This window comes from Deltaproteobacteria bacterium, assembly GCA_016709225.1.
GTDB lineage: Bacteria > Myxococcota_A > Polyangia > Nannocystales > Nannocystaceae > Xiheibacterium > Xiheibacterium phototrophicum.
This window is the reverse complement of the sequence record JADJEE010000001.1, coordinates 331,507-346,834: the sequence shown is the minus strand read 5'-3', so window position 1 is coordinate 346,834 and position 15,328 is coordinate 331,507. Positions and strand designations below refer to the sequence as shown.

At 70.8% G+C, this 15,328-nt stretch carries 10 protein-coding genes; 4 read left to right on the top strand and 6 right to left on the bottom strand.

Features of this window, described 5'->3' with window-relative positions; all coding sequences use genetic code 11:
• The first annotated feature begins 116 nt into the window (after positions 1-116).
• On the top strand, positions 117-2,162 hold the full coding sequence (locus IPH07_01475; GenBank protein MBK6916047.1) for a hypothetical protein: 2,046 nt from the start codon (positions 117-119) through the stop codon (positions 2,160-2,162).
• 10 nt (positions 2,163-2,172) lie between these two features.
• Here IPH07_01475 and IPH07_01470 read toward each other — a convergent pair whose 3' ends face one another.
• From IPH07_01470 to IPH07_01455, 4 genes are all read right to left on the bottom strand, one after another.
• A complete protein-coding gene (locus IPH07_01470; GenBank protein ID MBK6916046.1) occupies positions 2,173-3,492 on the bottom strand; it encodes a TRAP transporter large permease in 1,320 nt (439 codons plus the stop codon).
• A 2-nt stretch (positions 3,493-3,494) separates the two neighbouring features.
• On the bottom strand, positions 3,495-4,622 hold the full coding sequence (locus IPH07_01465; GenBank protein MBK6916045.1) for a TRAP transporter small permease: 1,128 nt from the start codon (positions 4,620-4,622) through the stop codon (positions 3,495-3,497).
• Between the two features lie 150 nt (positions 4,623-4,772).
• Complete coding sequence (gene dctP / locus IPH07_01460) at positions 4,773-5,798, bottom strand: TRAP transporter substrate-binding protein DctP (GenBank protein MBK6916044.1); 1,026 nt, start codon at positions 5,796-5,798, stop codon at positions 4,773-4,775.
• Positions 5,799-5,927: 129 nt separating this feature from the next.
• Complete coding sequence (locus IPH07_01455; GenBank protein ID MBK6916043.1) at positions 5,928-6,869, bottom strand: hypothetical protein; 942 nt, start codon at positions 6,867-6,869, stop codon at positions 5,928-5,930.
• A 247-nt stretch (positions 6,870-7,116) separates the two neighbouring features.
• Here IPH07_01455 and IPH07_01450 point away from each other — a divergent pair, with 247 nt between their 5' ends.
• The gene (locus tag IPH07_01450) at positions 7,117-7,551 is read left to right on the top strand and encodes a hypothetical protein (GenBank protein ID MBK6916042.1); all 435 of its coding nucleotides are present in this window, start codon (positions 7,117-7,119) and stop codon (positions 7,549-7,551) included.
• Positions 7,552-7,567: 16 nt separating this feature from the next.
• A complete protein-coding gene (locus tag IPH07_01445) occupies positions 7,568-8,473 on the top strand; it encodes a hypothetical protein (GenBank protein ID MBK6916041.1) in 906 nt (301 codons plus the stop codon).
• Positions 8,474-8,524: 51 nt separating this feature from the next.
• On the opposite strand, the gene lon is transcribed toward IPH07_01445, so the two are convergent.
• The gene (gene lon, locus IPH07_01440; GenBank protein MBK6916040.1) at positions 8,525-10,993 is read right to left on the bottom strand and encodes an endopeptidase La; all 2,469 of its coding nucleotides are present in this window, start codon (positions 10,991-10,993) and stop codon (positions 8,525-8,527) included.
• A 91-nt stretch (positions 10,994-11,084) separates the two neighbouring features.
• Positions 11,085-12,275, bottom strand: coding sequence for a hypothetical protein (locus tag IPH07_01435; GenBank protein MBK6916039.1), 1,191 nt, complete (start codon positions 12,273-12,275; stop codon positions 11,085-11,087).
• Between the two features lie 204 nt (positions 12,276-12,479).
• Between IPH07_01435 and IPH07_01430 the strand changes: the two genes are divergently transcribed.
• The gene (locus tag IPH07_01430) at positions 12,480-15,323 is read left to right on the top strand and encodes a serine/threonine protein kinase (GenBank protein ID MBK6916038.1); all 2,844 of its coding nucleotides are present in this window, start codon (positions 12,480-12,482) and stop codon (positions 15,321-15,323) included.
• Positions 15,324-15,328: the final 5 nt, after the last annotated feature.

The window sequence follows — 15,328 nt, the reverse complement described above, 5'->3', positions numbered from 1 at the left end:
TGGCTGTGGTGCAGGGCTCGCACCTCGAGGGCGATGCGCCACCTCGCCGACGCGCGGCCGCTGGCGCATCGCGGTGGACGCGTGCTAAGCTGGCTCGGCTTATGTCGTTGGTTGGAATGCAGCGTAGTTCGTGGTTCGGACTGGTCGCGGCCCTCGCGTTGACGTCGGCGTGTAGCTCCGCCGACGCGACCAGCGACCTCGGCGAGGCCGCGACCGATGGCGCCGAAGGCAGCACCGGGAGCAGTGCCACCGGCGGGGCCGATTCCACCGGCGACGGCCCCGCGGACCCGGGCTCGGGGGACGAGACCGGATTGACCACGGGGGGCGCGGGTACCGACGGCACCGGTGGCGACAGCGAAGACGGCCTCGCCGACATCCTCTGCAAGGACGTCGACTGCAGCGGCGCCGGTGCGTGCCAGCTGGTCGACGACGCGCCGGTCTGCGTCTGCGACGCGGGCTTCGCCTCGATCGGCACCGACTGCGTGCGCTGCGAGCCCCCCAAGAGCGAGGCCATCGGCCTCGACATGGCCCACGTCGAGCTGAGTGTCACACTCGCACAGCTCGCGCCGCCGGCCTCGGCGTTGGAGTACGGCGAGCTGTGGCTGCGCAACCGCGCCACCGGCGACGAGATCGCGCTCGGCGACACGCGGACCCCGACCGTCGCCGCCGACGTGCTGGTGGGCAGCTACGACCTCGTCTATCAGTTCGTCGCGGGCCAGGTGGTCGCGCCCGCCAACCGCCGCGTCCGCGTGGGCGTGCTCGACGTCGACGGCGACGTGCCCGCGGCGGTGATCGACATCCCGGTCGTGCACCTGACCGGCAGCTTCGCGTTCGACGGCGTCGCAGCCCCCGACAGCGCCACCGAGCACGGCCGCGTGTACCTGCGGGGGCTCGCCACCGGCGACGAGATCCTGCTCGGCGACACCCGCTACGGCGGCTTCGATCGGCGGGTCGTGCCCGGCGACTACGTGATCTACTACGAGGCGATCGCGGGCGCCGACGTCGCCCCCGTCAACGCGCGCGCGCAGGTCGGCGAGCTGGTGATCCCGAAGTCCGAGAGCCTCGACGTGGCGATCGACATCGCCACGGTCGAGATCGGCGGCAGCTTCAGCTTCGACGGCGCGCCGGCGCCGTCGTCCGCGGCCGAGAACGGGGTCGTGAGCCTGATCGGACCGGGCGACGACCTCATCGTGCTCGGCGAGACCAAGAACGGCAGCTACCAACGCCGCGTCGTCGCTGGCAGCTACGATCTCGTGTACGAGGCCAAGGCCGGCTTCGAGACCGCGCCCGCCAACACCCGCGCAGTGTTCGATGTGCTCGACACCTCGAGCGGTAGCTTCGACGTCGACGTGACGACGGTCGCGATCGCGGGGGCGATCACCGTGAACGGACAGCCCGCGCCCGCCGATCCGACCGACGACGGCCGGGTGTTCCTGCGCCACGCCAGCGGCGACGAGATCCTCTTGGGTTCGACCTCCGAGGGCAGCTACCAACGCCGTGTGATCGCCGGCTACTACGAGCTCTACTACGCGCAGGACACCAGCCGCGTCGACGTGCCGCGCAACTCGAACGCGCTGCTGGGCTCCTTCGACGCCACCGTCGGCGCCGACACGCCGATCGACATCTCGTCGATCGCCATCGACGGCGCGATCACCTTGGCCGGCGACACCCCGCCCGACTCCGAGTACCAGAACGGCCACGTGTACCTGCGCGACATCGAGACCGGCGACTCGGTCCTGCTCGCGACCACCCGCGCGGCCGCCTTCGCCGCGCCGGTGGTGCCGGGCGCCTACGAGATCGTCTACGTCGCCGACCACGCCGGCGGGCCGCTGCCCGCCAACACCGGCGCGGTCATCGGTGATGTCGTGCTCGACGACGCGCCGGTGCAGTCGTTCGCGATCGACGTGCCGGTGGTGGCGCTCGCCGGTCCCGTGACCCTCGACGGCGCGACCCCACCGGCGGCGGCGGCCGACCTCGGCAACCTCTACCTCGTCGACGCGCGCACCCGCGACCAGATCTACCTCGGCACCACCGCCGAGGGCATGTACAGCCGCCAGATCACACCCGGCGACTACCTGCTGTACTACCGCGCAGCGGCGAGCACCGGGTTGGTGCCGCAGAACAGCAACGCCAACCTCGGCTGCTGGCAGATCGTCGAGTAGCGCGTCGGCGTCACGGCGCGGGCGGCCGCAGCCAGTGCAGCAGCCCCAGCGAGAGGCTGTCCTCGAAGGTGATGAGCAGCAGCGCCGCCAGCATCAGCAGCAGGAACGGGATGGTCATCCGGTACAGCTGCACGATGGGACGGTTGAACGCCAGCGACGAGATGAACAGGTTCAGCCCCACCGGCGGCGTCAAGTAGCCGATCTCGAGGTTGGCGAGGAAGATGATGCCCAGGTGCACCGGGTGCACGTGGTACTCCGCGGCGATCGGCGTGATGAGCGGCACCACCACGATGATCGCGGAGAAGATGTCCATCAGGCAGCCGACCACCAGCAGGAACAGGGTCAGCAGCACCAGGAACGTGAAGCGGCTCTCGATGTGACCACTGATCGCCTCGAGCAGCTTCATCGGCACCTGCTCCTGGATCAGGAAGTTGGTCATGCCCATCGCGACGCCGAGGATCAGCATGATCGCGCCGACCATCACCAACGACTCGCGGATGACCTTGCCGAGGTCGGGGACCGCGGGATCGTTGGAGCGCAGCTTGATGTCCTTGTGGACGAACACCTCGACCACCAGCAGGTAGATCGCGCAGATGGCCGACGCCTCGCCGATCGTGACCAGACCGTCGGTCACGCCGGGCACGCCGTAGATACCCACCACCACCACGACCGGCACCAGCAGCTCCCACTTCGCGGCCCAGGTCGACGCCCACGCCTCGCGCAGGTCGAACGCCGTGCGCATGACGTCGCTGCGGCGACCCACGATGATGCAGTAGGCCCCCAGCACCAGCAGCAGCAGCAAACCCGGCACCACGCCGGCGACGAACAGGTCGTCGATGCTGGTGCCTGCGACGATGCCGTAGAGGATGATCGGCAGCGACGGCGGGAACAGCAGGCCGATCGAACCCGACGACGTGATGAGCCCGAGGCTGAAGCCCTCGGGATAGCGCTCCGACAGCAGCATCGGATAGAGCAGCCCGCCGAGCGCGATGATCGTGACGCCCGAGGCGCCCGTGAAGGTGGTGAAGAACGCACACGACGCCACCACCACCACGCCGAGTCCACCCGGCAACCACCCCAGCAGCGCACGACTCACCCGCACGAGGCGGTCGCCAGCCTTGGACTCGGCCATCAGGAAGCCCGCCAGGGTGAACAGCGGGATCGTGACCAGGTGGGGGTTGGTCGCGAGCTTGTAGTGCTCCTCGGAGAGCACCACCAAGCTGGTGTCCGAGCCGACGAAGTTGCCGATGCCGATGCCGCCCAGCACCGAGAACAGCGGCGCGCCGAACAGCGCCAGCGCGACGAGCAGGATCACGACGAGCGCGCCCATGGCTAGGCCTCCCCTTTGCGCGCCACCGACGGCGTGTCGACCATCGGCGCTTCTGCCACCGGCGCGGTGCCGGTGAGCGCCTCGAGCAGGCGGACCCCGAAGTGGAACGCCAGCAGCCCGAAGCCGAGCGGGAACATCAGCTGGAACGCCCACTCGTCGGCCCACGGCATCAGCGGGCTGGGGTGCTCGCGTCCGATCGCGACCAACTCGGCGCCGGCGCGGGCGAACACCGCGCAGACCCCGACGGCCAGCGCGTTGGTCACGACCGAGAGCGCGCGGCGGCCAGTCGGCGGTACCAGCTTGCTGAGCGCATCGACGTTGATGTGCTTGCCGCGGTGGGTCGCCATCATCGCGCCGAAGAAGCTGACGAGGATCACCAGCTGCCGCAGCAACACGTCGATCCAGTCGAGCTTGATGGCATCGATGAACGCGACCATGTTGGCGGCGAACGAGCCCTCGGGCGGCGGGCCGCCCTCGTCGGGGTCGATCGGCGGCGCGGCGGGCCCGCCCTTGGCGTCGATGTCCGGCAGGTTCGCGAACGGATCGGAATCGGCCTCGTCGCCGAAGTCGTCGCCGCCCTCGTCGGGCTTCGCATCGGCGCGATCGGCCGGCGCCTTGGCGTCGCCACCCTCGCCCCAGTCACCCGCGAAGCCCTCGGCCGCGCCGGGCTCGGCCGGCGCCGCCGCGGCGCCGTCGTCCTCGCCCCAGTCGCCGCCGAAATCGCCGGCGTCGTCCTTCGCTGCTTCGGCCTTCGCTGCGGCGGCCTTCGCTGCTTCGGCCTTCGCTTCGGCGGCCTTCGCTTCGGGGTCGTCGTCGGCCGGCGCGTCGATCTCACCGCCCTCGCCCCAGTCACCCGCGAAGCCCTCGGCCGCGCTCTTGTCGGGTGGCGGCGTCGCGGGGCTCGCCGCAGCGCCGGCCGCCGCGGGCGTGGCCGGGGCCGCCGGCGTCGCGTCGGGCTCGGCCGCCGCGGGCTTGGGCCCGCTGTGCGCCCAGTGCCGCTGCATCGGCACCAACACGTTGCGGTACACCACGTTGTAGCCCGCGAGCGCGAGCATCAGCACGACCAGCGCCACCGCGACGGTGCCCTCGACCCGCAGCAGCGCCGCCTCGAACGCGCGCAACGACTTCATCGCGGTCCAGTAGATACCGCAATTGCGCGCCATCGGATCGCCCACGCGCAGAAGGCCCCACGCGACGACGCGTGGCAGCGCGCGGACATGGCAGCGCTCGGGCGCAGGCCGAGCTCGCGGGCCCGCGGCGAGTCCGGTCGCGATGGGTGGCTAGCGGCCGGCCGCGATCTTGACCTGCTCGAGCACCTTGGCCACGATCGTGCCGTCGAGGTCACCTTCGGCGACCAGCTTCTCGCGGGCCTGCACTGCGATGGTGGCCCACTTGACGATGTCGGTCGGCTCGACCACCTCCATGCCCTTGTCCTTGAGGGTCTTGATGGCGCGGCCGTTGTCGTCGCGGATGCGGGTCAGGAGCTTGCCGTAGTTCTCCTGCGTGATGGCGGTGAGCGCCTCTTGGTGTGCGGGCTCGAGCGAGTCCCACGCCTTGGTGGTGATCACCGAGCCGCCGATGCCGACCGAGAGCTTGAGGTTGGTGACGTAGCGGGCCTTCGTGTACCACTGCAGCGCGATCGCGCCGTACGGGGAGTTGGTGAACGCGTCGATGAGCCCGGTCTCGAGGCTCGGCAGCACGTCGGGCACGCCCAGCGGCACCGCGTTCACGCCGGCGACCTTCATGACCGCCTTCGACACCGGGTCGGTGTCCCAGACCCACATCTTGGTGCCCTTGATGTCGTCGGGCGTGGCCACCGGCGTGTTCGAGAACAGGTAGATGAAGCCGACGTCGCCCCATGCGCCGAGGCGGAAGCCGGCGTCGCCGAGCAGGCCCGAGAAGGTGTCGCTCATGGCCCCGCGCACCGTGTCGAGTTCCTTGTCGTTCTTGAACAGCAGCGGCAGCTGCAGCGCCAGCAGCTGCTGGTTGATCTGGCCCAGGCCCACGCTCGTCAGCGCGGCACCATCGAGCTGCCCGTGCCGCATCTTGCGGACCATCGCGCCCTCGTCACCCATCGTGCCGCCGGCGTAGATCTTCATCTCGAGCGCGCCCTCGGTGCGCTCCTTCAGATCGCGGGCGGTCTTCTCGAAGGCCTTGTGCCAGCTCGAGCCCTGCGGGGCGAGCGTGGCGATGCGAAGCTTGCGACCCTCGGCGCGGCCGATGAGCGGCACCGCGAAGATGCCCGCTGCGCCGGCGGCGGCAGTGGTCTTCAGGAAGCGACGACGGGACGCGCGAGACTTGTGCATGGGCTGCACCGATCCATACCCGAGCAGGGCTAGCGCAATGAAGCCCGTCGCGGAAAAACCCCCGCACGGCCCGTGTGGGTCGGCTCCGCGGCCCCGGCCGAAACCGCTGCGCGGGGCCCCCTCGCACCCTCACTGCGGCAAGATGAGATCGTCGGCGTGGGCCCGCCAGAAGCGGGCGCGGGCCCGCGCGACCTCGTTGTTCAGCCGCAGATCGGGCTGCTTGGTGACGTCGGCGGTGAGCACCCTGGCGATGAGCTCGTCGAACAGCTTCTGGTCCTGCACCTGCGGGCAGTAGAAGCGCGCGTAGAGGTACGGCACCAGGAGGTTGCGGTCGCCCCACGTCGCCATCGCGCGATCGAAGTACTGCTTGGCGAGCTCGGGCTTGCCACCGAACACCTGGGGTCGCGACGCGTGATAGACCGCCTGCAGCAGCAACGGCGTGCCAGCGTTGTAGTCGGGGTCGAGCGCGATCACCCGCGCGAGCATGTGTTCGATCGAGGTCAAGCCGGTCAGCGCGGCGGGGTCGTCCTTCGAGAGGTTGATGATCGACAGCCAGCCGTAGGTGGCCCAGAACAGCCCCGGCACGTCGTCGCGGCGCAGCTTCGCCAGCTCGGCGTCGAGCGTCTTCATGTCGCCGGCGAACGCCGCGCGCTCGAGCGCGGGCTTGGCGAGCAGACGGAAGCCGTAGCTACGCCCACGCAGGTAGTGGATCTTGGCGCGGCGAGTGTACTCGTCGACCTCGGCATCGGTGCCGTCGAGATCGGCGCGCTCGAGCTCGGCCTCGAGCGCCGCGAAGGCATACGAGTTGTAGCCGCGGGCCAGCAGCAACAGCAGCGATTGGTTCTCCGGCGAGGAGATCAGGAAGGTCTCGAGGGTCTTGAGACTGGCCGGGAACGCGTCCTTGGCGAACTCGAGGTCGCTCTCGCGATCCATCGCGACCGCGCCGAACTCGAGCATCCCCGAGGTCGCATTGGCCGTCAGCTTGTTGAGGTTGCAGGCGGCGGCGCAGGCGAGTGCGCCGGCGAGGACGACCGCGGTGCGCAGTCGGCAGAAGACCGTGGAAGACGACATCGCGGGCACCTCGGGGCGCGCGAGTATCGCAGCGCCCGCGCGGCGAAACAACCGCGAGCACCGGCCCTGCGAGCGCAGCCATCACACCCGTGGTGTGCTTCTGGGCCCGAGGCCGCCGCGATCGCGCGAGGTCGGCACGGCGTGCGGCCCTCGGGGCTTCGATCTCCCCATGCGCGACCGGTTTGGCGTAGGCTTGCAAGCCTCGAGGTCGCGGTGCTCGAGCCGCGACCGGCCGCCCCTGGTCCCCATGCCATCCTCGCTGCACCGCACGCTCTGCATGCTCGTCGTCGCCGGCACCTTCGCGGGCGGTTGCCAGAACAAGGTCGGCCAGTGCAACGAGCTCGTCGGCGCGATCCAGAAGCACACCACGGGTGTGAAGGACGCGGTCGATCGGCTCGCCGACGTCGAGCGCGACCCCTCCGTCGCAGAGGCGTTCGGCAAGCTGACCAAGGAAGCCCACACCGACATCGGCAAGCTCGAGTTCTCCGACGCCCGACTCGCCGAGCTGCGGGGCGACTACCTCGCGCTGCTCGACCGCGCCGAGGCATGGAGCCGCGAGCTGGCCGAGGCCGCGCGCACCGGCGACGTGCAGACGTTGGGTGAGGTCAAGCGCGAGGCCGTCGCGGTCGCCGAGCGCGAGGTCGCGATCGTCGACGCGGTCAACGAGTACTGCCAGGGCTGATGCTGCCACCTCCGAGATGATGCGCGTCGACGTCCAGGATCCATGGGGGCTCGTGGTGCTCGCGAGCTTCGTGCTCGCCGGCTTCGCGCTGCTGTGGTGGATGATCGCCGCGATGCTGCGCACCACCGGCCGTGGCGCGTTCTCGCTGCTGGGCTTCGCCGCATTCGTCTACCTCGCCGGCGGCATCGCAGGAACGGCGGCGCGGGTGATGGCCACGCCGCCACCCGCCCCAGAGCCCACGCCGCCCGGTCCCGTGAAGGTGCTCCAGGCCGAGGTCCCGACCGATCCCGACCGCCCCACCCCGCCGGCGTCCGACGCCACCGCGGGCGCGCCGAGCAGCGCCAAGGGCCCCGAGCTCGCGCCGCTGCCGAGCGTCGATCTGCCGGCCCCGACGCGCAGCGGGCGGGCGGCACTCGCGTTCGTCGATGACATCAGCCACGACCCGCGCAAGTGCGGCGACGCCGAGCAGGTCGCCGTCGCGGCCCGCGAGCTGCCGGGTGCGGCCAGCGAGGTCGCGCCGGCGCGCCTCGAGAAGGCGGCGTTCAAGCTCGAGCAGTGCCGGCGCAAGTTGATCTGGGCTCGCGCCTATACCGTGCGGCGCGATCGCGTGGCTGCCCGCGAGGCCTTCGCCGAGGCGGTGCGCAAGCGGCTGGGCGATCAGGGCATCGCGGTGCTCGTCACGCTGCGGGGCGCCGCCAAGGAGCGCATCCGCATGGGCGGCGAGAAGCTCGACGAGGCGCGCGCGCGCGGCCTGCTCGATGGCGGCCTGCGCGACGAACTCATCGCCGCCGGCTTCGCCGACGTCACGCTCGCGAACCTGCAGGGCTCGGTGCACGAGAGCCTCGAGGTGCCGAGCGACCAGGCCCTCGCCGAGCGCGAACTCCAGCGATACGGCCTGGGCTCGGCGATCACGGGCCGGTGAGCGCCGGCGGCTCGGGCTCGGTGGAACGCGGGGCGTTCCCCCGGACGTTCGTCAGTGGACCGGCTCGCTCTCGCGGCTGCGCTCGATGCGTTCCTGACGCTCGCGCTCGCGCTGGAACTGACGGACCGTGCGCCAGTCGTCGGCCTCGGTGGGCGTGGTGCCGGACAGGAACGCCCGCAGTGCGGCGTTGGGGTGGTCCTCCGCCAGCGGTGCGATGGCCCAGCGCAGCATGTCGTCGATGGTGTCGGCGTACTTGAAGTCGATCGCCTTGAGCACGTTCTTGGGCACCTCGTGGAGGTCCTTCTCGTTCTCGCGGGGGCAGATCACCGTGGTGATGTCGGCGCGGAACGCCGCCAGCACCTTCTCCTTCAGGCCGCCGATCGGCAGCACCTTGCCGCGCAGGTTGATCTCGCCGGTCATCGCGACGTCCTTGCGCACCGGCACCCGCAGCAGCGCGGACACCAGGCTCGTCACGATCGTCACGCCGGCCGAGGGGCCGTCCTTGGGCACCGCGCCCTCGGGGAAGTGCACGTGGAAGTCGACGAACTCGTAGAAGTCCGGATCGAGCCCCAGCACCAGGCTGCGCGCGCGCACGTAGGTCACCGCCGCGTGGGCCGACTCCTTGATCACGTCGCCGAGCTGGCCGGTGAGGGTGACCTTGCCCTTGCCGGAGGTGATGGTGGTCTCGACCGGCAGCAGGTCGCCGCCGAAGCTGGTGTACGCCAGTCCGTTGACCATGCCGATGCTGTCGGTCTCTTCGGCGCGGTTGAAGCGGTACTTGCGGGGCCCGAGCAGCTTCTGGACGTACTTCGCGTCGACCTTGAAGCTCACGCCCTTGCGCTGCTCTCGCACGTACTCGCGGGCGATCTTCCGCAGCACCGCACCGGTCTCGCGCTCCAGCGAGCGCACGCCGGCCTCCTTGGTGTAGTGGTGGATCAGCTCCTTGAGCGCCGCGTCGCCGACCTGGATGTCGACGCCCTCGAGGCCGTTCTGCTCGACCTGTTTGGGCACCAGGTACTGCTTGGCGATCTTGAGCTTGTCCTCGTCGGTGTAGCCCGACAGCTCGATGATCTCCATGCGATCGCGCAGCGGGATCGGGATGGTGTGCAGCGAGTTGGCGGTGCAGATGAACAGCACCTCGGAGAGGTCGTAGTCGAGATCGAGGAAGTGGTCGACGAACGCGCTGTTCTGCTCGGGGTCGAGCACCTCGAGCATCGCCGCCGACGGATCGCCGCGGAAGTCCATCGACATCTTGTCGATCTCGTCGAGCAGGAACACCGGGTTGGCCGAGCCGGCCTTGCGGATGCCGTGCAGGATCTTGCCCGGCATCGCGCCGATGTACGTGCGGCGATGGCCGCGGATCTCGGCCTCGTCGCGCACGCCACCCAGCGACACGCGCACGAACTTGCGGCCGGTGGCCCGCGCGACGCTCTTGGCCAGCGAGGTCTTGCCCACGCCCGGCGGGCCCACCAGGCAGAGGATCGGCCCGCGGATCTTGTTCACCAGCTTCTGCACCGCGAGGTACTCGACGATGCGCTGCTTGGGCTTCTCGAGGCCGTAGTGATCTTCGTCGAGGATCTTCTCGGCCTCTTCGACGTCGAGCTTGTCCTCGGTGCGCTCGAACCAGGGCAGCGCGAGCACGACGTCGATGTAGTTGCGCACCACGGTCGCTTCGGCGCTCATCGGGCTCATCATCTTGAGCTTCTTGAGCTCCTTCTTGAGCCGCTCCGCCGCCTCCTTGCTCATCTTCTTGCGACGGATGCGCTCCTCGATCTCGGCGATCTCGTTCTTGAACTCGTCTTGGCTGCCGAGCTCCTTCTGGATCGCCTGCATCTGCTCGTTGAGGTAGTACTCCTTCTGGTTCTTCTCCATCTGCTTCTTGACGCGGGTACGGATCTTCTTCTCCACCTGGAGAATCTCGATCTCGTTCTGCATCAGCTCGAAGAGCTTCTCCAGACGGGCGCGCACCGACTCGGTCTCCAGCAGCTCCTGCTTGGCGGTGAGCTTGAAGTTGACGTGGGCGGCGATGGTGTCGGCCAGACGTGCGGCGCTCTCGATGCTCTGCACCGAAACCGCGAGCTCGGGCGGCACGCGCTTGTTGAGCTTCACGTAGTTCTCGAAGGTCGCCTGCACCGAGCGCACCAGTGCGGCGAGCTCGGGGTCGTCGTCGGGGTCACCCTCGGCCTCGAGCGGCTCGGCCTCGACGAAGAAGCACTTGCTGGTGTCGAGGTACTTCTCGATCCGCGCGCGGCTCTTGCCCTCGACCAGCACCTTCACCGTGCCGTCGGGCAGGCGCAGCAGCTGGATGATGGTGCCGATGGTGCCGACGGTGTGGATGCCCTCGGGCTTGGGGTCGTTGACCTTGGCCTTCTTCTGCGCGCACAGCAGGATGTGGCGATCGTCGGCCATCGCTTCTTCGAGCGCGTTGATCGACTTCTCGCGACCCACGAAGAGCGGCACGACCTCGTGCGGGAACACGATCAGCTCGCGGAGTGGGAGCAGCGGAATCTTGCGTGCCATGTGACTTGCTCTGCACCGCGACAAATGCCGCGGAGCGCCTCGAAACCTAGCATCCGTGCCAGGGGGGGTCAAACCGCGCGATCGGTCGGGATCAGTCGCCTGCGGCCCCGAGCGGGCCGGCGAACCAGCGCCACACGCGAGCGGCGGCGCCCATCAACAACAGCGACCACGGGGCGGTCGGGACGCCGGGCAACGCCGCGAGCAGGATCGCCAGCTCGAACATCGGTGCACCCTCCATCACCGCGGGCAATCGCGCGCCGAGGCGCGCAGCGACTGCGTGTGCGTCGGGCAACGCGAACACCGGGGCCTCGTGGCCGCGGAGCAGGAACCGCGCCTGCACCAACGCGATCAAGGTGGCACCAGCGCCCGCCGCGAGCAGCACCAAGCCCGCGACGTCGGCTCGATCGGCGCGGGCGATCACGGCGTAGGTCAGGCCGCCGCAGAACGCGGCGTGTCCCAGCGGCCGGGTCGCGCGCGCGAGTCGTTGCCCCACCACGTCACCCGCGTCCGCCGCCACGTACTGTCGCAGCGCCCGCACCGACTTCAGCAGCTTGCTGACGTGCACGCCCGCGAGCAGACATGCGGCGCCGAGCGGGATCCACGGCCCGCCCCCGAGCAGCGCCAGCGGCAGCGACATCGCGACCAACACCAGCGCGAGCAGCTCGAGCTGCGCGACGGGCCCGCGACGGGCCGCCATCCATCGCAGCGTCGGCACACCCAGCCGACGTCGCCACGCCGACGGTGCGGCGGGGAAGACCTCCTCGGCCTCGAGCACCAGCAGCTCCGCACGCGCGAGGTCCTCGGGATACACCACGCGCACCACGTCGCGCGCCCCGATGCCCTCGGGGTACGGCAGCTCCTCGCTGATCGGCAGCTCGGCGGGCACCTGCGTCTGCCGACCGACGAACGCCGCGGCCGGGCGCCCGGCCTCGTCGTACAGCGTGTAGCGCTCGTCGTCTTCGAGCGGATGCGCGACCATCAGCTCGAGCAGGCCCGCGCGCACCGAGGTGGTCTCGAACACCACCAGCGCCGGTCCCCCGAGCGCATCGCCGGTCGCGACCTCGCGGGCGCCGGGGCCGGTCGGCGTGGTGCCGGGCGCAAAGAGGATCGGATCGAAACCCACGCGTCGCGCCGCGCACACCAGCCGAAGGATCGGGCTGGCCCCGAGCACGCCGGCGTCCGGCGACACGCGGGCGTCGGGATCCGGCAGCACCACCAGGGCCGGCGGTGGGCTCTGGAACTCCGCCCCCGCGCGCTCGAGCTGCTGCAACGACTCCACCATCGACCCGCGCCGCATCGTACCATCGGCCACCTCGTGCACTCCCGCGATCCCGCCGCGCCCGCGCGCCGCGGGGCCGCGACGATGGAGATCCGCGCGCGGACGCACGTGAAGTCGCTCGATCCCAGGCGATCCACGTCGCCCCGGGCCGCTCTCGGGACCATCCGGCGGCGCGGCCTGGTATGATGCGGTCCTGCTGAAGCTCCGATGATCTCGCGGGACGCCAGCGCCGACGACAGCGCGCCTCCGGTCGCATCCGACCGGCTCGACGTCGAGGCCGACACGATCATCGAGGGCCAGCGACGCGCCGCCGCCGATGGCGAGCACGGGCTGACCCCGGGCACGCGCCTGGGTCGCTACGTCGTGCTCGAAGAGATCGGCCAGGGCGGCATGGGCCTGGTGTTCTCGGCCTACGATCCCGAGCTCAACCGCAAGGTCGCGCTCAAGCTGCTGCGACCCAATCAGAGCGAACGCAAGCGGGCGCGCTCGCGCCTGCTGCTCGAGGCACAGGCGCTCGCGAAGCTCGCCCACCCCAACGTCATCACGGTCTACGACGTCGGCACCGTCGGCGAGCGCGTGTTCGTGGCGATGGAGCTCATCGAGGGCACCACGCTCAAGGGCTGGCTGGCCGAGAAGCCGCGCCGCTGGGACGAGGTGCTCGAGGTGTTCGTGCCCGCCGGGCGCGGGCTCGCAGCCGCCCACGCCGCCAACCTCGTGCACCGCGACTTCAAGCCCGACAACGTGTTGATCGGCCGTGACGGCCGCGTTCGCGTGATGGACTTCGGCCTCGCGCGACCGGTCAACAGCGAGGTCGTCGACACCGACGATCACGACGACGACGACGAGCCCGCAGCCGTCGGGAACGACGACGACGCCGCGCTGTACGAGCCGCTGCTGACCCAGACCGGCTCGATCATGGGCACCCCGGCGTACATGGCCCCGGAGCAGCACCTCGGCCAGCCCACCGACGCGCGCAGCGATCAGTTCAGCTTCTGCACCTCGCTCTACCAGGCGCTCTACGGCGAGCGGCCGTTCGACGGCGACGACGCGGCTACGCTCACCGCCCAGAAACGCAGCGGCAAGGTCCGCGAGCCGCCCGAGCGCGCCAGTGTGCCCGGCTGGGTGCGCCGCGTGCTGCTGCGCGGCCTGGCGCCGACCCCCGAGGCGCGCTTCGACAACATGGACGCGCTGCTGACCGAGCTGGGCAAGGACCCCCGCGTGCTGCGGCGCAAGATCGCCACCGGCGTCGGCGTGGCGGCGGCGATGATCGGCACGGTTGCGACCGCCGACCATCTGCTGCGTCCGCCGCAGACCGCGTGCGTCGACATCGCGGCCGCGCTGCCGGCGGTGTGGAACGACGCGCGCAAGGCCGAGCTCGCCGCGGGACTCGCGAAGGTCGATCGGGCGTTCGTGCCCGCCACCGCGTCGCTGGTCTCGAGCACGCTCGACGCCTACGCCGAGGCGTGGACGCAGATGAAGACCGACGCCTGCGAGGCCACCCACCTGCGCGGCGAGCAATCCACGCGGCTGCTCGAGCGCCGCGACCTGTGCCTGCAGGATCGCCTCGACGAGCTCGACGCACTCGCGGCGATCCTCGCCGAGGGCGATCCGATCGCGGTCGCCCACGCCGGCTTCGCCGCGATGGAGCTGCAGCCCATCGCCCAGTGCGCCGAGACCGAGGCGCTGAACGCCGAGGTCGAGCCGCCACAGGAGCCCGCGATCGCCGACGCGGTCGCGGCCTCGCGTCGGCAGCTCATGCGCGTGCGCGCGCTGACCAGCGCCGGGCTCGCGCGCGAGGCCATCGCCGAGGCCCAGGCCGCCTACGCGCGCGCGCAGACCATCGCGACCCCCGACGGCGAGAACTACCGCCCGCTCGTGGCCGAGGCCGGCTTTCGCCTGGGGCAGGCGCAGGCGTTGGCGTTCGACGCCGACGCCGGCTGGAAGAACCTCGAGGAGGCGCACTGGATGTCGTCGGGCCTCAAGCACGACGTCATCGCGGCCAAGACCGCGGCCGCGTTGGTGCCGGTCTCGACCCAGACGTTGCGCCGGCCGAGCGACGGGCTGTCGTGGGCGCGCCACGCCGAGGCCACGCTCAAGCGGGTGCGGCTGTCGGGCCGTGCGGAGGCGCAGCTACGCTTCGACATGGCGCAGGTGATCGCCGGTGAAGGCGATCGTGCGGGCGCCCGCGAGTCGCTGGCGACCGCGCTCGAGCTGTTCGAGCGCGAGCCCGCCAACACCTGGTGGCTCGCCGCCGTCCATCGTTCGCTCGCCGACCTCGCGCTCGCCGATGCACGCATCGCAGACGCGCAGGCCGAGCTCGGCCAGGCCCGCGAGATCTTCGACGCGGCGTTCGGCCCCGCGCATCCCGACGCTGCCCTCGACCTCGCGCTCGACGCCCGCATCGCTGCCGCCATGGGCGAGCCCGACCGCGCGCGCGCGCGGCTCGATGACGCCGTCGCCCGCGTCGAGGATGCGCTCGGTCCATCGAGCGCGGGGCTGATCCCGCTGCTGCAGCAACGCGCCGCGCTCGAGCAGTCTGCCGGTCGCCACGACGACGCGATCGCTGCGCTGCGACGCGCCCACGCCATCGCGCGCGACGTGTGGGGCGACCATCCCAAGGTCGCGCGTGCGCTCAGCGAGCTCGGCGACGCGCTCGCCACCGCCGGCCGCCTCGACGAGGCCCGGCAGCAACAGGAGCGCGCGCTCACCCTGTGGGAGCGCACCCGCGGCAAGGACAACCCCGACGTCGCGTTTGCGCTGACCAGCCTCGGCGAGCTCGACCTGCGCGAGGGCAAGGCCGAGGACGCGGTCAAGCGACTCGAGCGCGCCTACAAGCTTCGCGGCGGCCGCGGCCTCGATCCCCAGCTGTTCGCGCAGACCCAGTTCGCGCTCGCCCAGGCCCTGCACGCGATGGACGACCGCGCGCGCGCACGCGAGCTCGCTGCCAAGGCCCGCGACGCCTTTGCCAACGGCAAGCCGCCCGCACCGGCGCGGGCCGCTGCGGTCGATGCCTGGCTCGCGAAGGTCGGCGAGACCCTGCCGCAGCGCTGACTGTC